We start from the raw sequence: 21021 nt of genomic DNA, 5'->3' as shown, positions 1-21021 counted from the left end.
CCATGTTGTTTATTAATACCCGACCTGACTCACGTGCAGCTGAATTAACGGAAGCTTTGCAAAATAAGGGGTATCAGGTCGAGTCTTTACCTCTTTTAGAACTGGTTGCTCAACCTTTTTCAGAATCACTCTTTCAACTCTATCAACAGCTAGTCGGGGCACAAGCTATAGTAGTTGTGAGTCCTACTGCTGTTGAAGTAGGTATGCAGTACTTAACGCAAAGTGGTTTAAAGCTAGATGACTTAAAACATATTCAGTGGATTGCGGTCGGACAAGCCACGGCGAATCGTCTCCATGAATATGGAATTGACGCGCATGTTCCGGATGTGGAAACTTCCGAGGGTATGCTTAGTCTACCTATTTTCTATAATATGCCGCAAACGGGTAGCGTGGCTTTTTGGAGGGGAGAAGGCGGCCGCCAATTTATGATGGATACTTTGCAACAGCAAGGAATTCAGATTTTAAATTTTGTTTTATATCATCGGCAGTGCCCAGAAGTTTCATATTCAACATTCAAACATCTGACACAGAATTCAAATTATAATTTAGAAAAATGGCTTGTCTTAATTACCAGTGAGGCAAGCTGGAAATATTGGTTAGAGCTTTGTTTAAAAAATAATGTACAACCTGATTGTGTATATTTGGTTTTAGGACCACGTCTTTTCCAACTTGTTAAAAAATATCGCGATCAGCAACAGGCTCATTTTCACATTATTCAACTTGAAAATTTATCGCCTTCGGGGATGATTCATCACATTCAGGCATTATAAGGATTTGTATGAGAAAACTTGTTTCTATCATCATTTTGCTGAGCATCGCTTGGTTGGCTAAGCTCAGTTACGATATGTGGCAAATTTCTCGTACTGTTCCAGAGCTTCAGCAAAGTTTACTGCAATCGGAACAACAATATGCCAATTTGAATGATCAATTGGTGGCTTTAAAAAGACAAATACAGCAGCCGAGTAGTGATGTTCAAACAGCACCTTCAATAAATAATGAGATTATTCATTCTGGTATTACGCCAACGGTAGTCATTAAGCAAAAATTAGATTTAATTCAATTTGCGATTGATCAACAACAGTTTATTTATGCGGTGGATCATTTAACTCAACTACAACAGTCCTTGCCTCAATATGAAATTGCCCCAGCATTGCAACACAGCTTAAATCAGGCAATTGAACAGGATAAACAGGCCATACAACAATACGTAATTGCTCAAAACCAGCGTCATCAATTGATTGATGATTTACTACAAACTATTGATAAAAATATTCAGCAAGCATTGGCTCGGCCTAAGCTTGAGATGGATCAATCCGAGTCAGTATCTTGGTGGAAGAAGTGGTTCCGTATTGAAAAAGTAGAAACGCCGTCTATTAATTTAATGAATCGAAGTGTGGTGCTGAAAGAGGTGCAATTAAGATTATTAATTGCTGAGCAGGCATTAAATCAAGGAAAAATGGCAGAGTATCAAAATGAGCTGCAATCAGTAATGCAGAAATTAAATGAAATGCCAGATGCGACCAGTCAGCAGTTGAAAAATCGTATTGCTAAAGTGTCTCACTTATCTATCGTGCCTGTGCCTAAACTATCGACTCTTGGCTTACTTGGCTCATAAGGAGGACATATGAAACATCTCCTATGGGTCTATCTTGTCATTAGCTTGGTACTTTTTGCGGCCTTAGCTTTATTGAGCTATGGCTACGGTATGGGTTATGTCTATATCTACTGGCGCCAATTGCAATTGCAAACAAATGTGTGGGGATTAGTCCTTACTTTTGTCGTGATGAGTTTTATTGCTCAGTTAATATGGCTGTGGATTAAACGTTATTCTTCTCGTGAACAAAGAAAAAGAGAAAATATTTTTCAGTTTAAAAATCTTCATCCTTATGAGCAATTAGGTATCGTCTGGCTATTAGAAGCTGCCGAAGACCAACGCGTCTTTATCGAGCGGGTTTTTACCCAGTCAGGACTTTTAAAAAATATTATTGATGCCAAATTCTTGGTTTTAAGTGGAGATTATCAAAAAGCATTAGATGCTTTGGATCAATCTCCACCTATGGCTTTTGAATTGGCAGAATTACAGCGTATTGAAATATTTTTAGCTCAAAATGAAGCTGAGCGCGCGTTAACTCATCTTGAGTTTTTATATCAGCATCAATTATCGCCGTGGCTTGAAGAGATCGAGACAGCATATCAACAGCGATTAACTGCGTTATGGGGACAGCTTGCTTTACAGCAACCATGGTTATATTTGCGTTCGATGAAATATGGATTATTAGACGCTGAGCATCGTGATTTATGGTTACAGCAACTTCTTCAACAGTTCGATCAAGCTTCAGTTGATGACTTACATGCACTGCAACAGCGCTATCTAGATTTAGAGTCTGAAATTCAAACTCGACCTTATAGCAGTAAATTACTATGGCTAAAACTCTTGGCGCGTATGCCGGAAATGAGTATTCAGCATGAAACATTAACTTTGCATCTTCTCAAAGAGCAATTTGATCCAGAAGTGTTTTATTTGTGGTTCCAGCAACAATTGCTTAAGCAGGTTCCTGACTATGCGGATGTTGAGGAAAAGATTAATCAATTTGAATCTCAATATATGAGTTTGCCGGTTTTAACATTTGCAAAATGGCATGTTTACATGGCAACTGAGCGTCAAGCTGAAGCAGAAATATTATTAAGTTTATACCCAGATAATATTTTAATGAGCTATTTACGTATTAAATCAACCTTAAAAGAAGATGATGAGTTAATCAAACAGTTAAACCTAATCTTTGAAAATGATACGAATTTTTTAAAATTTAAAATTTGAGGTAAAAATGAAAGAACTGTCTGTCTACCCTGTAATATACGACCAGAAAGTAGCATGGGGAGATATGGATGCTTTTGGTCATGTCAATAATGTACAGTATTATAGATATATTGAAAGCTCACGTATTTTATATATGGAAAATGTAAATATATTGACCCCAAATATATATACTGTTGTTGCTTCAAGTCAGTGCAAATATTTAAAACCCGTGTTTTATCCAGATGTATTAAAAGTAGGTGTTCGTGTAGAGGAGATGCGCAATAGCGCATTCCGTATGGCTTATATATTATGGAGTGAGGCACAGCAGCAAGTCGTTGCTACAGGTGAAGCTGTAATGGTCTGTATAGATAAAATGACAGGATTAAAATGTGAAATACCAAATGAAGTAAAAAGTAAAATTATTGAATTAGAAAAATCAGTAGGACATGACTTAATACATTTAGCTTAAATAAATATTAAGAAAATATATTTCAATTATAATTATTAATGTAATTAAAAAGTAAATTTATAGCATTATTCTGACGAACTTGTCTTTCAAACTATTGCTTATTGAATAGATTATAAATACTATTGGTTATGATTTAATGTTTTTAAATTTTGTCTGTATTATTCGAATTGTCTGTAAGACTGGAGTATTTATTAATGAAACCGGATATTAGTGAATTATCTGTTGAAGAGTTAAAACGCTTACAAGAAGAAGCAGAAGCTTTAATTGCAAGCAAAAAAGATCAAGCAATCGAAGATGCTTATAATCAAATTATCGAGATTGCAGAAAATGTAGGTTTTAGTGTTGAACAACTTCTTGAGTTTGGTGCTCAAAAACGTAAAAAAACAACACGTAAATCTGTAGAGCCACGCTACCGTAACAAAAACAACTCTGAAGAGACTTGGACTGGTCGCGGTAAACAACCACGTTGGTTAGTTGCTGAAATTGAAAAAGGTGCAAAACTTGAAGATTTCTTAATCTAATTGTATTGCCTCTTAAAAAGCCAAGCGATTTAGCTTGGCTTTTTTATTTTAAAAAAAAATTAAAACTTTTATTTTAAAAATGAAGTATTCAATAAAGTGTTTGAATTCCTAAATGAATACATTGTTGAGACTAAATTTGCATTTAGTAAGATCAATCGTCAATTTTCATGATTTTGTCATACGTACAACTTATAGTCTTTAAGAAGACGCCAAGCCTGATTGCTTGGTTTTTTTATATGAAGTGAATTGGCGATGTTGAAAAAGTATGCATAATGTCAGACTAGAGAGGAACTCTCATATAAGGACGATAATTTGCATGTTGGTAAGGCTGAATGAAGAAAAAGTCTAAGCAATGGAAGTGGTGGTTTTTTGCCCTCATTGCATTTTTAATTTTTATTATTTTACAGATTCCGGCGACTTGGCTTATCTCTAAATTTTCAAAGAATAATCAAACTGTCCATAATGTAAGTGGCAATATCTGGCAGGGGCAAGCTGACTGGCATCGTGGTGCTTTACGAGGAACCATCCATTGGAAAACCAGACCGCTAGATTTACTTTTATTACGCTTTGCTGCAGATGTTGATATTCATAGTGGTAATACGCAATTAGCAGGAATCATGGCATATGGTTTTGGCAAAAAAGTAATTGTAAGAAATATGAATGGTCAAGTTGCTCCAGAAACACTGAAGCAGATTGTGAACTGGCAATGGCCTGTAAATAGTATTCAACTTAAAGATATCCAATTTAATTATAAAAAAGAGCAGGGCTTTGCAGCGGTTGATGGACAATTGCATTGGGGTGGCGGAGCATTAGTTTATAATATTGGTGATCGTCAAGATCGTATGAATATGCCTTCTTTAAGTGGGCAGTTGGCTGACCACAATGGACAGCTACAAGTTGACATCCGTGATCAGCGAAATCAAAAAATGGCGAATCTTTTACTTGATGCCAATATGATGCTTGATGTTCAACTCACACAGCGTTTATTGCTTAACGTTCCATCTTATGACGGAAAAGCTGGTTTAGATACTTTTGTCATTAGTTCTCGCCAACCATTGTTACAAGGTGGTAACTAATGAAAGCGTGGCTTGATAAATTACAGCAATTACAATGGCAAAAATTAGATCGACTCAGTGTAGTCGTCTTAGCCATTTTAATTTTATGGTTGTGTTGGAAATTGGCTTCATTTTTTTGGTTGGTGATTGCTCCTCCACAAATGATGCAGTTTGATCGGGTAGAACTCGGTTCCCAGCAACCACAAATACCAAACATTAGTACTTTTTCACTTTTTAATGAACCTTCTGCCAATGCGGCTCAGGAAAATGTGAATTTAGAATTACAAGGCGTGATGGTGGGTTATCCAAACCGCTTTTCTTCAGCTGTTATTAAAATTGATAATACTGCTGAGCGTTATCGAGTTGGTGAAACTATTGGTTCTACTTCTTACCAACTGGCAGAAGTTTATTGGGATCATGTGGTATTGCGTCAAGGAAATGGCAGTACTCGCGAACTTGAGTTTAAAGGTTTGCCAAATGGTTTATATCAACCTATGACGCCAGATGCTTCACAACAACAACCTGCTGCTACACCGTCGCAACCTACGGCACCTGTAAATACGACCCAACAGGCCCTGGGACAAGCGATTCAGCAGATGCAAGGTAACCGAGAGCAGTACCTCAAAGATATGGGGGTCAGTGGCAACTCAAGTGAAGGTTATGAAGTTACAGAACGTACACCGTCTGCGCTTAGAAATCAGTTAGGTTTAAGGCCTGGCGATCGAATTGTCTCTTTAAATGGTCAAACGGTTGGGCAAGGGCAAACGGATGTGCAATTACTTGAACAAGCTCGTAGAGCAGGACAAGTGAAAATAGAAATAAAACGTGGTGATCAAGTGATGACCATACAACAAAATTTTTAGTGATAACACGTCACCATAAGAGTTAGGAAATATCGCGAGTTATGGCTTTATTGAATCATCAACGTCCACTTTGGGCATTACTTGCAGCAGCCCCATTGATTGCGACAGTGAGTAGCAGTGCCTATGCCCAAACATGGAAGATCAATTTACGTGATGCTGACTTAACTGCCTTTATTAATGAAGTTGCAGACATTACAGGAAAGAACTTCGCTGTAGATCCAAGAGTGCGTGGTAATGTCACAGTCATTTCGAATAAACCATTAAATAAAGATGAGGTTTATGACCTATTTCTTGGGGTTTTAAATGTAAATGGGGTAGTTGCGATTCCTTCTGGTAATACGATTAAGCTTGTACCAGATAGCAATGTTAAAAACTCAGGAATTCCTTACGATTCTCGAAATAAGGTTCGCGGTGATCAAATCGTTACACGAGTGATTTGGCTTGAAAATACCAATCCAAATGACTTAATTCCAGCACTGCGCCCTTTAATGCCTCAATTTGCGCATATGGCTGCGATTGCAGGGACTAATGCACTAATTGTTTCGGACCGCGCGGCAAATATCTATCAGCTTGAAAATATTATCCGTAACTTAGACGGAACTGGGCAGAACGATATTGAAGCGATCAACCTTCAGTCGAGCCAAGCAGAAGAAATTATCACTCAACTTGAAGCGATGAGTGCAACAGGAGCATCGAAAGATTTCAGTGGTGCTCGTATTCGTATTATTGCCGATAATCGAACCAACCGTATTTTAGTCAAAGGCGACCCAGGAACACGTAAGCGCATTCGCCACATGATTGAAATGCTGGATGTGCCTTCTGCTGATCGTTTAGGTGGTTTAAAAGTTTTCCGTCTGAAATACGCAAGTGCTAAAAGCTTGTCAGAAATTTTACAGGGTTTAGTCACTGGTCAGGCAGTATCTTCATCGAGTAACAATAAGAATTCATCTAACTCATCGAATTCGATGAATAATTTGATTGGGAATAACCAGAACTCTAGTTCAAATACATCGGGTTCAAATGGTAGTTCAATATCTACTCCATCAATTAACCTAAATGGTAATTCAAACAATAATAATCAGAACAATATCTCTAGCTTTAGCCAAAATGGTGTAAGCATTATTGCAGATAGTGCCCAAAACTCATTGGTTGTTAAGGCTGATCCACAATTAATGCGTGAAATTGAATCAGCGATTCAACAGCTTGATGTTCGTCGCCAACAAGTACTTATCGAGGCTGCAATTATTGAAGTTTCTGGAGATGATGCAGATCAACTTGGAATTCAATGGGCACTCGGTGATTTATCTAGTGGGATTGGTTTACTTAGCTTTAGTAATGTAGGGGCGAGTTTATCTTCTATCGCTGCTGGTTATTTATCGGGTGGTTCGGCTGGAGCTGCATCCGCGATTGCAAAAGGTAAAAACGGGGGAGATGGAGCAACTCTGGCTTTAGGAAATTTTGAAAATTCTCGTAAAGCATACGGCGCACTAATTCAAGCCCTCAAAACCAATACAAAATCAAACCTACTTTCTACTCCATCTATTGTGACAATGGATAATGAAGAAGCTTATATTGTTGTAGGTCAGAATGTTCCTTTTGTAACAGGTTCTGTCTCGACGGGATCAGCGGGAACAGTAAATCCTTATACGACGGTAGAGCGTAAAGATGTAGGGGTAACTTTAAAAGTTATACCTCATATAGGTGAAAATGGTACGGTTCGTCTTGAGGTTGAACAGGAAGTTTCGAATGTACAAGCAAATAAAGGGCAAGCAGCAGATTTAATTACCAATAAGCGTGCTATTAAAACGGCTGTATTGGCTGAACATGGCCAGACAGTAGTTTTAGGTGGTCTGGTTTCAGATGATCTTGAGTTTAGCCGTCAAGGCATACCTGGATTGAGTAATATTCCCTATGTTGGACGATTGTTTCGATCAGATAACAGAAGCAATGTAAAACGGAACCTTCTCGTTTTTATTCACCCAACAATTGTGGGTGATGCAAATGATGTCCGTCGTCTATCTCAGCAGCGCTATAATCAGCTGTATAGTTTGCAATTAGCAATGGATAAAAATGGTAATTTCGCAAAATTGCCTGAGCAGGTCGATGATATTTATAATCAAAAAATGACCCCGCCGAGTGTTGCTTCTCAGCCAAAAAAATATCAACAGGTTCCTTCAGGGGGAAAAAGTACGACGGTAATAACCCCAGTAGCAGTAGAGCCAGCAGTTCAAAAGCAAACCTTGCAGTTACCTGATCCAGAAGTGAATCGAACTAAAAATACAGTAACAACTACGACACTGCGTCCAAGCACAGCGCCGTAGTAGCATGTTATGATTGATAAAAAATGAATAGGACATAGGCATGACTTGGAAACTACAAGCAATTACTGGTGAATTTACTGGTCAAGAAATTAGTGTTGATCGTGATATGTTGGTGGGACGTCACCAAGATGCCGATTTGCTATTACAAGCCGCTGAAATTTCACGTCGCCATGCAGCGTTGCTTTTAAAAGACCAATTGCTATGGGTGCAAGACCTTAATTCATCAAATGGTACGTTTGTAAACGATATTCGTATTGAGCAAGAAAAACAGCTTCATGATGGAGATATTGTTCAGTTTGCTAGTTTTAAATTCTCAGTTTTAGCCCCTGCTCAAGAAAATATCGATTTACCTGAAATCGAAGCGGAACCAGTGCAAACTGCTGCACCAACACAAGACTTAAGTGATCTAGGAATGCCAAGCCTTGCAGAGCGTGCTGCAGAAACAGAAGTTCGCCGCGATGGTATGCCGCAGAATGTTTCTATACCAAAGCCTGCACCTATTCCAGAGGGTGTGGATGTCAATGTAAAACAACCATCACCTGTTACTTTTGATGAGCCTGTTTCTCGTGTTGCTGAAGAAAAAGAGCAGCAGAAGAATGCTTCGGTTGGTTTAATCACTATTATTATTTTAGTGATTTTGGCTGTATTAGCATGGTTATTCTTTAAATAATTCGTTGGTGCTTTTACAATCAAGGCATGCTAAACGCATGCCTTTTTAATTTTGAGTAGAAGAAAATGTCTGTTGCACAACTAAGTAAGCGCGATTTAATTTTATTTGATCTGGATGGAACCTTGGTGGATTCCGCTGCCGATTTATATCGGTCTATGAATTTAAGTCTGCAAACACTCGGTTGGCCATTAGTAACAGAAGCACAAATACGTGAATGGGTAGGTAAGGGTGCTTCAAAACTTTGTGAAAGTGTCTTGCTTCATTTGTTTGGGAAACTAGATGCTGAACAACATAAAATTTTACTGCAAAAGTTTCTAGACATATATGGTGCAGAGCTTTGTGTGAATACTCAAATTTACCCTGGTGTACCTGAATTTTTAAAACATTGCCAAACTTTGAATATTAAAATGGCATGTGTGACCAATAAGCCTGTCAAACTTGCTCAAGGGTTACTAGATGCATTAGAGCTTTCTCCTTATTTCCAAGTTGTACTTGGAGGAGATAGCTTACCTGAAAGAAAACCACACCCACTGCCATTATTACATTGCATGGAAAGCCTAAAAACATCTGCTTCACAATCGTTAATGATTGGTGACTCAAGTAATGATATTGAAGCTGCACGCCGTGCCGGAATTGATTGTATTGTGGTTAGCTATGGCTATAATCATGGAGAAAATATCTATGATTGCCAACCTCAGCAAGTTGTTGATAGTCTTGCTGAGTTAATTGTCTAATGAAGAAAATGGAGATAAGAATGAATAAGCGTATGGTTTTTCGATGGCGTGTCTAAATCGAATCTAGAAAAACACACTTTTAAATCGAAACCATATTAGAGATGATTCATGACAACATTAGCGCAATTTGAGCAACTTAAGGCTGCTGGCTACAACACTATTCCAGTTTATCGCCAACGCTTGGCAGATACAGAAACCCCATTATCAGTTTTTGCCCGCTTTAAAGACCAAACACAAGCTTATTTATTTGAGTCGGTTGAGGGTGGAGAGAATTGGGCGCGCTACTCTATGATCGGATTGGGTGAATCGACAGTTTTTTCCTGCAATGCTGGTGTTTTATCTATACAGCGTGCTGATGGGTCAATTACACAACAAGATTGTCTAGATCCGTTCCAATACATTCGTGAATTCCAAAAACAATTTAAGGTACCTCCAGCCGAGCTCTTACCGGATTTGCCAACCTTTACTGGCGGATTAGTAGGTTATTTGGGCTATGACGCAGTCCGTTATATCGAGCCACGTTTAAAGAATGTCCCTACAGCCGATCCAATTACGCTTCCAGATTTATGGTTGATGCTTTCAAAAACAGTTATCGTTTTTGACAATCTTAAAGATACGTTATTTTTAATTGTTCATGCGGATGCAGAGCAGAGTAATGCCTATGCTGATGCACAGCAAAAATTAGATCAATTAGAACAACTATTGGCTACACCAGTCAGTTTACAAGCGAAGCCACATACACCTCCTCATTTTGAATCTATTACTGGTAAAGCAAAATTCTTAGAGACAGTAGAAAAAGTTAAAGAATACATCCGTGCTGGTGATGTGATGCAGGTTGTTCCAGGGCAGCGCATGGTTTCTGATTTTGATGGTGAAGCCTTACAGGTTTACCGTGCATTACGTCATTTAAATCCTTCGCCTTATCTATTTTTAGTTCAAGGGCAAACGATTACTGATAAGAAACCATTTCATATTGTTGGTTCTTCACCAGAAATTTTATCTCGTTTAGAAAATGGCATTGCTACAGTTCGGCCTTTAGCGGGAACCAGACCACGCGGCAAAACTAAAGAAGAAGATATTGCTCTGGAAAAAGATTTGCTTTCTGACGAAAAAGAGATTGCTGAACATTTAATGTTGATTGATCTTGGTCGAAATGATGTGGGACGCGTATCAAAAATAGGTAAGGTCCAAGTAACGGATCAAATGGTGATTGAACGCTATTCACATGTCATGCATATTGTTTCAAATGTACAAGGCGAAGTGCGTGATGATATCGACGCGCTTGACGTGTTTAAAGCGACATTCCCAGCAGGAACGTTATCGGGCGCCCCAAAAATTCGTGCAATGGAAATTATTGATGAAGTAGAGCCTGTGAAACGAGGTGTCTTTGGTGGAGCAGTAGGATATTTAGGTTGGCATGGTGAAATGGATATGTCGATTGCAATCCGTACTTGCGTTATTCGCGATAAAAAAGTGTATGTGCAAGCTGGAGCAGGGCTCGTTGCCGACTCAAATCCAGAATCTGAGTGGAATGAAACCCAAATAAAAGCTCGCGCAGTGATCAAAGCGGTTGAATTATCATCAAACGGATTGATTTTATGAGTTTTTAGCGGTTTTTTTTAAAAAACCGCTTGCATCGTTTGGAAGTTTTGCTAAACTGCACACCGTTCCGATACGAAACGTACGAAACACTAAGAAACGCCGGCATAGCTCAGTTGGTAGAGCAACTGACTTGTAATCAGTAGGTCCACAGTTCGAATCCGTGTGCCGGCACCATTTTAAAGTGTTAAGTTAATTGAGTAAAGAACAGCACTGTAGATAAGTGCGATATTGGTGAGATTCCCGAGCGGCCAAAGGGGGCAGACTGTAACTCTGTTGCGAAAGCTTCGAAGGTTCGAATCCTTCTCTCACCACCATCCTAAACTTCGAATGAAGTGGTTATTACCAACGTTGCGGGAGTAGCTCAGTTGGTAGAGCGGCAGCCTTCCAAGCTGCATGTCGCGAGTTCGATCCTCGTCTCCCGCTCCATCGAAGGATAGTCGCTCTTATAGCTCAGTGGTAGAGCACTCCCTTGGTAAGGGAGAGGTCTCGAGTTCAAATCTCGATAAGAGCTCCAGATATTAAAGTTTGAGTGGATTTCCACAAAGTTTTCAAAAAGCAGGCTATATAGTCTGCTTTTCAAGTATTGGGTGTCTGTTTTTTAGGCGATATGTCGATAAGCTGAGTTAGCTCAGTGCCATTTGTAGTTGGTTCGACGTAAACGAGGAAGATCATCATGGCTAAAGCCAAGTTTGAACGTAATAAACCACACGTAAACGTGGGTACAATCGGTCACGTTGACCATGGTAAAACAACTTTAACTGCTGCGATTGCAACTATTTGTGCAAAAACTTACGGCGGTGAAGCGAAAGATTACTCACAAATCGACTCAGCACCTGAAGAAAAAGCACGTGGTATTACAATTAATACTTCACACGTAGAATACGATTCTCCAATTCGTCACTACGCACACGTTGACTGCCCGGGCCACGCCGATTACGTTAAAAACATGATCACTGGTGCTGCTCAGATGGACGGCGCGATCCTTGTATGTGCTGCGACTGACGGTCCAATGCCACAAACTCGTGAACACATCCTTCTTTCTCGTCAGGTTGGTGTACCTTACATCATCGTATTCTTAAACAAATGCGACCTTGTTGACGACGAAGAATTACTTGAATTAGTAGAAATGGAAGTTCGTGAACTTCTTTCTACTTACGACTTCCCAGGTGATGACACTCCAGTAATCCGTGGTTCAGCTCTTGCTGCTCTTAACGGTGAAGCAGGTCCTTACGGTGAAGAATCAGTTCTTGCTCTTGTAGCAGCTCTTGACTCTTACATCCCAGAACCAGAACGTGCTATCGACAAAGCATTCTTAATGCCAATCGAAGACGTATTCTCAATCTCTGGTCGTGGTACAGTAGTAACAGGCCGTGTAGAATCTGGTATCGTTAAAGTTGGTGAAGAAGTAGAGATCGTTGGTATTAAAGATACAGTTAAAACAACTGTAACTGGCGTAGAAATGTTCCGTAAACTTCTTGACGAAGGCCGTGCAGGCGAGAACTGTGGTGTATTACTTCGTGGTACTAAGCGTGAAGACGTACAACGTGGTCAAGTACTTGCTAAACCAGGTACAATCAAGCCGCACACTAAATTCGACGCAGAAGTATACGTACTTTCTAAAGAAGAAGGCGGTCGTCACACTCCATTCTTAAATGGTTACCGTCCACAGTTCTATTTCCGTACAACTGACGTAACTGGTGCGATCCAGTTGAAAGAAGGCGTTGAAATGGTAATGCCAGGCGACAACGTTGAAATGTCAGTAGAATTAATCCACCCAATCGCAATGGACCCAGGTCTACGTTTTGCGATCCGTGAAGGTGGTCGTACTGTAGGTGCTGGTGTTGTTGCGAAAGTAACTGCATAAGCATAATATAGTGACGAATTACGTCTCAAGTTGAGAGCTTTGGCTCTCAACTTGCTTTATAGGTCAGTAGTTCAATTGGTAGAGCGTCGGTCTCCAAAACCGAATGTTGGGGGTTCGAGTCCCTCCTGACCTGCCATATTTTGAAATAAAAAGCTTGATGCTGGCTTAGTTGTTCATATAATAAGTCGCGAGTTCTACGACGAGTACAAAAATGTCGAATGATAAATCGCGTGACGCATTGAGCGACGCGCCAATTCCTCAAAGAAATAATTCTGCTGAAGTTGTTCGTACTGGTTCGCCTTTAGATATTGTTCTATGGGTGATAGCAATTGCATTATTGCTCTCAGCTACCATGGTGAATCAGCATTTACCAGCGTATTGGGCCCCTGCAAATAATGTATGGGTGCGCGTTGGGGTAATTTTTGCTTGTATCGTTGTGGCTTTAGGTTTATTATACGCCACCCATCAAGGTAAAGGCTTCGTTCGTTTGCTGAAAGATGCACGAGTCGAATTGCGTCGAGTAACTTGGCCAACAAAACAAGAAACAGTCACTACATCGTGGCAGGTTCTATTGGTTGTAGTTGTTGCATCGTTAGTATTATGGTGCTTTGACTATGGTTTGGGTTGGTTAATTAAGTTGATTATCGGGTAAAAGAGCTATGAAACGTTGGTACATTATTCATGCCTACTCTGGTTATGAAAAACAAGTGATGCGTTCACTTACAGAACGAATCCAGCGTAGCGCTGTTGCCGATAGCTTTGGTGATGTCCTAGTTCCTACCGAAGAAGTGGTAGAAATGAAGGATGGTAAGAAACGTAAATCTGAGCGTAAATTCTTTCCGGGCTATGTGTTAGTTGAAATGGAAATGAATGATGATACTTGGCACATTGTTAAAGAATGTCCAAAAGTATTAGGTTTTATCGGTGGTACACCTGAAAAACCAGCGCCAATCACTCAACGTGAAGCAGATGCGATTCTTGCGCGTGTACGTAATACTGGTGAAGCTCCACGTCCTAAGACGATGTTTGAACCAGGTGAAGAATTACTCGTTATTGATGGTCCATTCACAGACTTTAAAGGTGTGGTGGAAGAGGTTCAATACGACAAGTCACGTTTAACGTTGACGATTAACGTGTTTAATCGACCAACTCAGGTTGAACTCGAATTTCGCCAAGTCGAAAAAACGATTTAATCTTAATTGGTTGAAAAGCGCCCGATTTTATCGGGCATTGTTGTTGTAACAGTATTGTTACGTATAAATTGGGGAGCCTAACGGCGCCTGTACCCAGAGGTATTTTAAAATGGCTAAGAAGATTGACGGCTATATCAAGCTGCAAGTTCCAGCTGGTAAAGCAAATCCATCTCCACCAATTGGTCCTGCACTAGGTCAACGTGGTGTAAACATCATGGCATTCTGTAAAGAATTCAATGCTGCTACACAAAAAGTTGAACCAGGTCTTCCAATTCCTGTAGTGATTACTGTGTACAACGACAAGTCGTTCACATTCATCATGAAAACTCCTCCAGCTTCTATTCTTCTTAAGAAAGCTGCTGGTATCCAAAAGGGTTCATCTGTACCTAACAAAACTAAAGTTGGTAAGTTGACTCGTGCTCAATTAGAAGAAATCGCGACTACTAAAGAACCAGACTTAACTGGTGCTGATTTAGACGCGCGTGTTCGTACCATCGCTGGTTCTGCACGTTCTATGGGCTTGGAAGTGGAGCTATAAGACATGGCAAAGTTAACTAAACGTCAAAAAGCCATTGCTGCTGCTGTAGAAGCAAACAAAGTTTACACTTTGGAAGAAGCAGTACAGGTTCTTAACAGCTTACCTGCTGCAAAGTTCAAAGAATCTTTAGACATCTCTGTAAACCTTGGCGTAGATCCACGTAAATCTGATCAGGTTGTTCGTGGTGCTACTACATTACCTGCAGGTACTGGTAAAACTGTACGTGTAGCTGTATTTGCTCAAGGCGCTCAAGCAGAAGCTGCTAAAGAAGCTGGTGCTGATGTTGTAGGTTTTGATGACCTTGCTGAAAGCATCCAAGGTGGAAACCTTGACTTTGATGTTGTAATCGCTGCTCCAGACGCTATGCGTGTTGTTGGTAAGCTCGGTACAATTCTTGGTCCACGTGGTTTAATGCCAAACCCTAAAGTAGGTACTGTAACTCCTGATGTTGCGAATGCTGTTAAAAACGCAAAATCTGGTCAGGCTCGTTACCGTGTAGACAAAGCGGGTATTATCCACGCTGCGATTGGTCAAGTTGGCTTTGATGCTGCTGCAATCCGTCAAAACGTTGAAACTTTAGTTGCTGACTTGAAAAAGTTAAAACCTGCAACTTCTAAAGGCGTATACATCAAAAAGATCACTTTGAGCTCAACTATGGGTCCTGGTCTTACTGTTGATGTAAACAACGTTTCTAACTAAGTTTTAACTTAGTTCTGTACAGAATTTTAAAGTCCTGATTGAGTAGGTAGCAAAAATAGAAATTAGTTTCTATTTTTGCGCAGTCAAAGCAACCCTTTGACTCTTGCTTATCAGGCGGACTTTGAATTGATGAATGAGAATTTATCAGCGTCAAAGACCTCAGGCGAGAAGGCGTTATTTTCGAATAGCGAATTTTCTTAATAACCCAGCCTGCGTAGACGCGGTGGTGTGATTTGTTCCTCCTCCGCGTGTAAGTCGAAAGGCTTACGAATTGGGAGTGTGCCCATTGGGTGCATAAATCACCTTAGGAGGTTTTACAATGGCTCTTCTTATCGAAGACAAAAAACAGATCGTTTCAGAAGTAAGTGAAGTTGCTTCTAAAGCGTTTGCAGCCGTTGTTGCTGACTATCAAGGTTTAAGCGTAGAGCAATTAACAACACTTCGTGTTGAAGCTCGTAAGTTAGGTGTAACTACACGTATCGTACGTAACACTTTGGCTAAGCGCGCATTCCAAGGTACTCAATTTGATATCTTGAACGACAACCTTGTTGGTCCAACAATTCTAGGTTTTTCAACTTCTGAAGATGACATGGGTGCAGCTGCACGCTTGTTTGAAGAATTTGCAAAAACTAACAAAGCATTTGAATTAAAAGCTGCTGCATTTGACGGCAAAGTTTATCAAGGTGCTGATGTTAGCGTTATTGCTAATCTTCCAAACCAAGAGAAAGCGCTTACTATGCTTGCCTCTGTTCTTCAAGCTCCTATTTCGAAATTGGGTCGCCTCATTACAGCGCTCAAAGAGAAAAACGAGTCAGAAGCTGCTTAATCAATTTTACACACCATTCAATATCCATTTGGAGTTATTCTCATGGCTTTAACTAACGAAGAAATCTTAAACGCAGTTGCTGAAAAAACTGTTCTTGAACTTGTTGAATTAATTTCTGCTTTCGAAGAGAAATTCAACGTTTCAGCTGCAGCTGTTGCTGTTGCTGCTCCAGCTGGTGGCGCTGCTGCTGCTGCTGAAGAACAAACTGAATTCAACGTTGAGTTGACTTCTTTCGGTGCTAACAAAGTAGCTGTAATTAAAGCAGTTCGTGAAGCAACTGGCCTTGGTCTTAAAGAAGCTAAAGACCTAGTTGAAGGTGCTCCTCAAGTTCTTAAAGAAGGCGTTTCTAAAGAAGAAGGCGAAGAACTTAAGAAGAAACTTGAAGAAGCTGGTGCTACAGTTACACTTAAGTAATTGTAAAAGGAGTCGGTTTTTAAATCGGCTCCATAAAATGGCTGATGGCTCTTGGGTCATCAGCCTTTTTGCGTTACAATAATCGGCTCGATTTTTGTTAGTTTTGTTTGATTTTTAGAAAAATCTAAATAAAACAAGAAATTTCAAATGTTTACCAATATTTTTCATTTTTAAAAATATTGTTAAGCGTTTTTATACCACTAAAAATTGCAGCATTTGTAAACAGTGGTGGCCATATCGGCCTGCGTAATTCCTTCTGAGCCCGTTCTGCAGGCGGGCTTAGTTTACTTTCCGAGGACTCCAGATGGCATACTCATATACCGAAAAGAAACGGATCCGTAAGAATTTTGGTAAATTGCCCCAAGTAATGGATGCACCGTACTTATTATCGATTCAGGTCGATTCGTACAGAACATTCTTGCAAGATGGCAAAACTCCAAAAAACCGCGAAGATATCGGTCTCCAAGCCGCATTTCGTTCAGTTTTTCCTATCGAAAGTTATTCTGGCAATGCTGCTTTAGAATTTGTTGAGTATAGCCTTGGTAAACCTGAGTTCGATGTACGCGAATGTATTCTTCGTGGTTCGACTTATGCGGCACCAATGCGCGTTAAAATTCGTTTGATTATTAAAGATCGCGAAACTAAATCAATTAAAGACGTACGTGAACAAGAAGTCTATATGGGTGAAATCCCACTGATGACTGAAAATGGTACCTTTGTTATCAATGGTACTGAGCGTGTAATCGTATCTCAATTACACCGTTCACCAGGCGTGTTCTTCGATCATGACAAAGGTAAGACTCACTCAAGTGGTAAAGTGTTGTATTCAGCACGTATCATTCCTTACCGTGGTTCATGGTTAGACTTTGAATTTGATGCAAAAGACCTTGTTTACGTACGTATTGACCGTCGTCGTAAATTACTTGCTACTGTTGTGTTACGTGCACTAGGTTATAACAATGAACAAATCTTGAATTTGTTCTACGAAAAAGTACCTGTGTATCTTGACATGGGCAGTTATCAAATTGACCTTGTTCCTGAGCGTTTACGTGGTGAAATGGCTCAATTTGATATTGCTGACAATGAAGGTAAAGTCATTGTTGAGCAAGGTAAACGTATTAATGCGCGTCACGTACGTCAAATGGAAGCTGCAGGTTTAACTAAACTTTCAGTTCCTGACGAATACTTATATGAGCGTATTACTGCTGAAGACATTACTTTACGTGATGGTGAAGTAATTGCTGCGAACACGTTGTTAAGCCATGAAGTAATGGTGAAGTTGGCAGAAGGCGGTGTTAAGCAATTTAACATCCTGTTCACGAACGACATCGACCGTGGTTCTTTTGTTGCTGATACATTACGTGCAGACACAACAGCGGGACGTGAAGAAGCATTAGTAGAAATTTACAAAGTAATGCGTCCGGGCGAGCCGCCAACAAAAGAAGCTGCTGAAAACTTATTCAACAACTTGTTCTTCTCTTCTGAGCGTTATGACTTATCTCCAGTAGGTCGTATGAAGTTCAACCGTCGTTTAGGTCGTCCTTACGAAGTTGGTACTGACCAGAAGTCACGTGAAGTTGAAGGTATTTTATCGCACGAAGATATTATCGATGTATTACGTACATTGGTTGAAATCCGTAACGGTAAAGGTGAAGTGGACGATATCGACCACTTGGGTAACCGTCGTGTACGTTCTGTTGGTGAAATGACAGAGAACCAATTCCGTGTTGGTTTGGTTCGTGTTGAGCGTGCGGTTAAAGAACGTTTAAGCCAAGCAGAAACAGATAACTTGTCTCCACAAGATTTGATTAACGCTAAACCAGTTGCTGCTGCAATCAAAGAATTCTTTGGTTCAAGCCAATTATCTCAGTTCATGGACCAAAACAACCCATTATCTGAGATTACACATAAGCGTCGTGTATCTGCGCTTGGTCCTGGTGGTTTAACACGTGAGCGCGCAGGCTTCGAAGTACGTGACGTACATCAAACTCACTATGGCCGTGTTTGTCCAATTGAAACTCCTGAAGGTCCAAACATTGGTTTGATTAACTCGCTTTCTGTATATGCAAAAGCGAATGACTTCGGTTTCTTGGAAACACCATACCGTAGAGTAGTAGATGGTCGTGTAACTGATGCAGTTGAATATTTATCTGCTATTGAAGAAGTGGGTACTGTTATTGCACAGGCCGACTCTGCTGTAGATAAAGATGGCAACTTAACAGAAGAATTCGTTTCTGTTCGTCATCAAGGTGAATTCGTACGTATGCCACCTGAAAAAGTGACGCATATGGACGTTTCTGCACAGCAGGTTGTGTCTGTTGCTGCATCACTTATTCCATTCCTTGAACACGATGACGCGAACCGTGCATTGATGGGTTCGAACATGCAACGTCAGGCTGTTCCTACTTTACGTGCTGACAAGCCACTTGTCGGTACAGGTATGGAAGCGAACGTAGCACGTGACTCAGGTGTGTGTGTAATCGCAAACCGTGGTGGTGCAATTGAATATGTAGATGCTTCTCGTATCGTTATTCGTGTAAACGAAGATGAAATGGTTGCAGGTGAGGCAGGTGTAGATATCTATAACCTCATCAAATATACACGTTCGAACCAAAATACTTGTATTAACCAAAATGTTATCGTGAATTTGGGCGACAAAGTTGCTCGTGGTGACATCTTGGCAGACGGTCCATCAACAGACATGGGTGAACTTGCGCTTGGTCAAAACATGCGTGTAGCGTTCATGACATGGAATGGTTACAACTACGAAGACTCGATCTTATTATCTGAGCGTGTTCTTCAAGAAGACCGTTTAACTTCTATTCATATTCAAGAGTTGTCATGTGTAGCACGTGATACTAAGTTAGGTGCAGAAGAAATTACTGCCGATATTCCTAACGTAGGTGAAGCTGCGCTTTCTAAACTTGATGAATCAGGTATCGTTTATATCGGTGCTGAAGTTACTGCTGGTGACATCTTAGTTGGTAAAGTAACGCCTAAAGGCGAAACTCAGTTAACTCCTGAAGAAAAATTGCTTCGCGCAATCTTTGGTGAAAAAGCTGCTGACGTTAAAGATTCATCTTTACGTGTTCCATCTGGTACTAAAGGTACTGTTATCGACGTTCAAGTCTTCACTCGTGATGGCTTAGAGAAAGATGACCGTGCATTAGCGATTGAAAAAGCACAGCTTGATTCTTACCGTAAAGACTTGAAAGAAGAATACAAAATCTTCGAAGAAGCGGCTCGTGAGCGTGTAATTCGTTTACTTAAAGGCCAAGAGTCTAATGGCGGTGGTTCAACTAAACGTGGTGATAAACTTTCTGAAGATTTATTGTCTGGTTTAGAGCTTGTTGATTTACTTGAAATTCAACCGACAGATGAAGCAATCGCTGAGCGTTTAACTCAAATTCAAGTGTTCTTGAAAGAGAAGAGCGCAGAAATCGATGAGAAATTCGCTGAGAAGAAACGTAAGCTTGCAACAGGTGATGAGTTAACAACTGGTGTATTGAAAGTTGTTAAGGTTTACTTAGCTGTTAAACGTCGTATTCAGCCTGGTGATAAGATGGCTGGTCGTCACGGTAACAAGGGTGTTGTATCTAACATCTTACCTGTTGAAGACATGCCACACGATGCGAATGGTGTACCGGTAGATATCGTATTGAACCCGTTGGGCGTACCATCTCGTATGAACGTGGGTCAGATTCTTGAGACTCACTTGGGTATGGCGGCTAAAGGGCTTGGTGACAAAATCGAAAAAATGTTGAAAGAACAGCGTACAGTTTTAGAGTTACGTGAATTCCTAGACAAGATTTATAACAAAGTCGGTGGCGAGCAAGAAGATCTTGATAGCTTGACTGATGATGAAATCCTAGCACTTTCAGGCAACTTACGTGCTGGTGTTCCTTTAGCTACTCCTGTATTTGATGGTGCTGAAGAAAGTCAAATTAAAGATTTACTTGAATTGGCTGACATTTCACGTACAGGTCAAACAGTATTGTTTGACGGACGTACAGGTGAACAGTTTGACCGTCCAGTAACTGTTGGTTACATGTACATGTTGAAGTTGAACCACTTGGTTGATGACAAGATGCACGCACGTTCAACTGGTTCTTACTCATTAGTTACACAACAGCCGCTTGGTGGTAAAGCACAATTCGGTGGTCAGCGTTTCGGTGAGATGGAAGTATGGGCACTTGAAGCATACGGTGCAGCATATACACTTCAAGAAATGCTCACAGTGAAGTCGGATGACGTTGAAGGACGTACTCGCATCTATAAGAATATTGTAGATGGTAACCATTATATGGATCCGGGTATGCCTGAATCGTTCAACGTATTGACCAAAGAGATCCGTTCTTTAGGTATCAACATTGAACTGAAAAATGGTGACTAAGTCGTAAGACTCACGATTTTTTAGGAAAAAACAATATTTGTGACCCAGTCGGGTAAGCGAGG

Annotated in this window: 19 protein-coding genes and 5 tRNA genes; all 24 read left to right on the top strand. The window is 40.3% G+C overall.

From position 1 onward, the window contains the following. Positions 1 to 2 precede the first annotated feature (2 nt). The 24 genes from ACH8JV_RS04585 to rpoB all read left to right on the top strand — a co-directional run bounded on the left by ACH8JV_RS04585 (position 3) and on the right by rpoB (position 20959). Positions 3 to 770 (top strand): uroporphyrinogen-III synthase, encoded by a 768-nt coding sequence (locus tag ACH8JV_RS04585; protein ID WP_396519934.1) that lies wholly within the window; start codon positions 3 to 5, stop codon positions 768 to 770. An 8-nt stretch (positions 771 to 778) separates the two neighbouring features. Next, positions 779 to 1615, top strand: a complete 837-nt coding sequence (locus ACH8JV_RS04580; protein WP_396519932.1) for a hypothetical protein — start codon at positions 779 to 781, stop codon at positions 1613 to 1615. 9 nt (positions 1616 to 1624) lie between these two features. Next, positions 1625 to 2818, top strand: coding sequence for a heme biosynthesis protein HemY (locus tag ACH8JV_RS04575; RefSeq protein WP_396519930.1), 1194 nt, complete (start codon positions 1625 to 1627; stop codon positions 2816 to 2818). A 7-nt stretch (positions 2819 to 2825) separates the two neighbouring features. After that, positions 2826 to 3266: an acyl-CoA thioesterase gene (locus tag ACH8JV_RS04570; protein ID WP_396519928.1), complete on the top strand. Its 441-nt coding sequence runs from the start codon at positions 2826 to 2828 to the stop codon at positions 3264 to 3266. A gap of 194 nt (positions 3267 to 3460) precedes the next feature. Beyond that, positions 3461 to 3787 carry an H-NS family nucleoid-associated regulatory protein gene (locus tag ACH8JV_RS04565; RefSeq protein WP_002053185.1) on the top strand — a complete coding sequence of 109 codons (327 nt, stop codon included), beginning with the start codon at positions 3461 to 3463 and terminating at the stop codon, positions 3785 to 3787. A gap of 332 nt (positions 3788 to 4119) precedes the next feature. Beyond that, on the top strand, positions 4120 to 4863 hold the full coding sequence (gspN, locus tag ACH8JV_RS04560) for a type II secretion system protein N (protein ID WP_004710896.1): 744 nt from the start codon (positions 4120 to 4122) through the stop codon (positions 4861 to 4863). Next, on the top strand, positions 4863 to 5705 hold the full coding sequence (locus ACH8JV_RS04555; RefSeq protein WP_396519925.1) for a type II secretion system protein N: 843 nt from the start codon (positions 4863 to 4865) through the stop codon (positions 5703 to 5705). Before gspN ends, ACH8JV_RS04555 begins: the two co-directional genes overlap by 1 nt. A 41-nt stretch (positions 5706 to 5746) precedes the next feature. Continuing rightward, the gene (gspD, locus tag ACH8JV_RS04550; RefSeq protein WP_396519923.1) at positions 5747 to 8026 is read left to right on the top strand and encodes a type II secretion system secretin GspD; all 2280 of its coding nucleotides are present in this window, start codon (positions 5747 to 5749) and stop codon (positions 8024 to 8026) included. Positions 8027 to 8066: 40 nt separating this feature from the next. Beyond that, complete coding sequence (locus tag ACH8JV_RS04545) at positions 8067 to 8696, top strand: FHA domain-containing protein (protein WP_016805439.1); 630 nt, start codon at positions 8067 to 8069, stop codon at positions 8694 to 8696. 65 nt (positions 8697 to 8761) lie between these two features. Continuing rightward, a complete protein-coding gene (locus tag ACH8JV_RS04540; protein WP_396519921.1) occupies positions 8762 to 9430 on the top strand; it encodes a phosphoglycolate phosphatase in 669 nt (222 codons plus the stop codon). A gap of 108 nt (positions 9431 to 9538) precedes the next feature. After that, a complete protein-coding gene (gene trpE, locus ACH8JV_RS04535) occupies positions 9539 to 11032 on the top strand; it encodes an anthranilate synthase component I (RefSeq protein ID WP_396519919.1) in 1494 nt (497 codons plus the stop codon). Between the two features lie 98 nt (positions 11033 to 11130). Further along, positions 11131 to 11206: transfer RNA gene (locus ACH8JV_RS04530), tRNA-Thr, on the top strand. Between the two features lie 56 nt (positions 11207 to 11262). Then, a tRNA-Tyr gene (locus ACH8JV_RS04525) sits at positions 11263 to 11346 on the top strand. A gap of 36 nt (positions 11347 to 11382) precedes the next feature. Continuing rightward, positions 11383 to 11458: transfer RNA gene (locus ACH8JV_RS04520), tRNA-Gly, on the top strand. Between the two features lie 13 nt (positions 11459 to 11471). Next, positions 11472 to 11546 (top strand) — tRNA-Thr (locus ACH8JV_RS04515). 159 nt (positions 11547 to 11705) lie between these two features. After that, positions 11706 to 12896 carry an elongation factor Tu gene (gene tuf, locus ACH8JV_RS04510; protein WP_002157016.1) on the top strand — a complete coding sequence of 397 codons (1191 nt, stop codon included), beginning with the start codon at positions 11706 to 11708 and terminating at the stop codon, positions 12894 to 12896. A 60-nt stretch (positions 12897 to 12956) separates the two neighbouring features. Next, positions 12957 to 13032: transfer RNA gene (locus ACH8JV_RS04505), tRNA-Trp, on the top strand. A 75-nt stretch (positions 13033 to 13107) separates the two neighbouring features. Next, entirely contained in the window at positions 13108 to 13548 is a 441-nt protein-coding gene (secE, locus tag ACH8JV_RS04500; protein WP_002157045.1) for a preprotein translocase subunit SecE, read from the top strand. A 7-nt stretch (positions 13549 to 13555) separates the two neighbouring features. Next, on the top strand, positions 13556 to 14089 hold the full coding sequence (gene nusG / locus ACH8JV_RS04495; protein WP_002115092.1) for a transcription termination/antitermination protein NusG: 534 nt from the start codon (positions 13556 to 13558) through the stop codon (positions 14087 to 14089). A gap of 109 nt (positions 14090 to 14198) precedes the next feature. Further along, entirely contained in the window at positions 14199 to 14627 is a 429-nt protein-coding gene (rplK, locus tag ACH8JV_RS04490; protein ID WP_001074682.1) for a 50S ribosomal protein L11, read from the top strand. 3 nt (positions 14628 to 14630) lie between these two features. Continuing rightward, positions 14631 to 15326, top strand: coding sequence for a 50S ribosomal protein L1 (gene rplA, locus ACH8JV_RS04485; RefSeq protein WP_002156922.1), 696 nt, complete (start codon positions 14631 to 14633; stop codon positions 15324 to 15326). A 319-nt stretch (positions 15327 to 15645) separates the two neighbouring features. After that, a complete protein-coding gene (gene rplJ / locus ACH8JV_RS04480) occupies positions 15646 to 16152 on the top strand; it encodes a 50S ribosomal protein L10 (RefSeq protein WP_002157004.1) in 507 nt (168 codons plus the stop codon). A gap of 42 nt (positions 16153 to 16194) precedes the next feature. Further along, the gene (rplL, locus tag ACH8JV_RS04475) at positions 16195 to 16566 is read left to right on the top strand and encodes a 50S ribosomal protein L7/L12 (protein WP_174728237.1); all 372 of its coding nucleotides are present in this window, start codon (positions 16195 to 16197) and stop codon (positions 16564 to 16566) included. A gap of 304 nt (positions 16567 to 16870) precedes the next feature. Further along, positions 16871 to 20959, top strand: coding sequence for a DNA-directed RNA polymerase subunit beta (rpoB, locus tag ACH8JV_RS04470; RefSeq protein ID WP_263612767.1), 4089 nt, complete (start codon positions 16871 to 16873; stop codon positions 20957 to 20959). Positions 20960 to 21021: the final 62 nt, after the last annotated feature.

Origin of the sequence: Acinetobacter sp. ABJ_C5_2, assembly GCF_044538485.1 — a bacterium.
Lineage (GTDB): Bacteria > Pseudomonadota > Gammaproteobacteria > Pseudomonadales > Moraxellaceae > Acinetobacter > Acinetobacter nosocomialis_A.
The sequence above is the reverse complement of the archived record's forward strand: the minus strand, read 5'-3'. Positions and strand labels throughout refer to the sequence as shown.

Bases quoted from the DNA above. Each gene is read 5' to 3' on its own strand.
- tuf (WP_002157016.1), top strand. From the start codon at position 11,706: ATGGCTAAAGCCAAGTTTGAACGTAATAAACCACACGTAAACGTGGGT.
- gspN (WP_004710896.1), top strand. From the start codon at position 4,120: ATGAAGAAAAAGTCTAAGCAATGGAAGTGGTGGTTTTTTGCCCTCATT.
- rplA (WP_002156922.1), top strand. From the start codon at position 14,631: ATGGCAAAGTTAACTAAACGTCAAAAAGCCATTGCTGCTGCTGTAGAA.
- rplK (WP_001074682.1), top strand. From the start codon at position 14,199: ATGGCTAAGAAGATTGACGGCTATATCAAGCTGCAAGTTCCAGCTGGT.
- ACH8JV_RS04555 (WP_396519925.1), top strand. From the start codon at position 4,863: ATGAAAGCGTGGCTTGATAAATTACAGCAATTACAATGGCAAAAATTA.
- ACH8JV_RS04580 (WP_396519932.1), top strand. From the start codon at position 779: ATGAGAAAACTTGTTTCTATCATCATTTTGCTGAGCATCGCTTGGTTG.
- ACH8JV_RS04540 (WP_396519921.1), top strand. From the start codon at position 8,762: ATGTCTGTTGCACAACTAAGTAAGCGCGATTTAATTTTATTTGATCTG.
- secE (WP_002157045.1), top strand. From the start codon at position 13,108: ATGTCGAATGATAAATCGCGTGACGCATTGAGCGACGCGCCAATTCCT.
- rpoB (WP_263612767.1), top strand. From the start codon at position 16,871: ATGGCATACTCATATACCGAAAAGAAACGGATCCGTAAGAATTTTGGT.
- rplL (WP_174728237.1), top strand. From the start codon at position 16,195: ATGGCTTTAACTAACGAAGAAATCTTAAACGCAGTTGCTGAAAAAACT.
- rplJ (WP_002157004.1), top strand. From the start codon at position 15,646: ATGGCTCTTCTTATCGAAGACAAAAAACAGATCGTTTCAGAAGTAAGT.
- nusG (WP_002115092.1), top strand. From the start codon at position 13,556: ATGAAACGTTGGTACATTATTCATGCCTACTCTGGTTATGAAAAACAA.
- ACH8JV_RS04565 (WP_002053185.1), top strand. From the start codon at position 3,461: ATGAAACCGGATATTAGTGAATTATCTGTTGAAGAGTTAAAACGCTTA.
- trpE (WP_396519919.1), top strand. From the start codon at position 9,539: ATGACAACATTAGCGCAATTTGAGCAACTTAAGGCTGCTGGCTACAAC.
- ACH8JV_RS04545 (WP_016805439.1), top strand. From the start codon at position 8,067: ATGACTTGGAAACTACAAGCAATTACTGGTGAATTTACTGGTCAAGAA.
- ACH8JV_RS04575 (WP_396519930.1), top strand. From the start codon at position 1,625: ATGAAACATCTCCTATGGGTCTATCTTGTCATTAGCTTGGTACTTTTT.
- gspD (WP_396519923.1), top strand. From the start codon at position 5,747: ATGGCTTTATTGAATCATCAACGTCCACTTTGGGCATTACTTGCAGCA.
- ACH8JV_RS04570 (WP_396519928.1), top strand. From the start codon at position 2,826: ATGAAAGAACTGTCTGTCTACCCTGTAATATACGACCAGAAAGTAGCA.
- ACH8JV_RS04585 (WP_396519934.1), top strand. From the start codon at position 3: ATGTTGTTTATTAATACCCGACCTGACTCACGTGCAGCTGAATTAACG.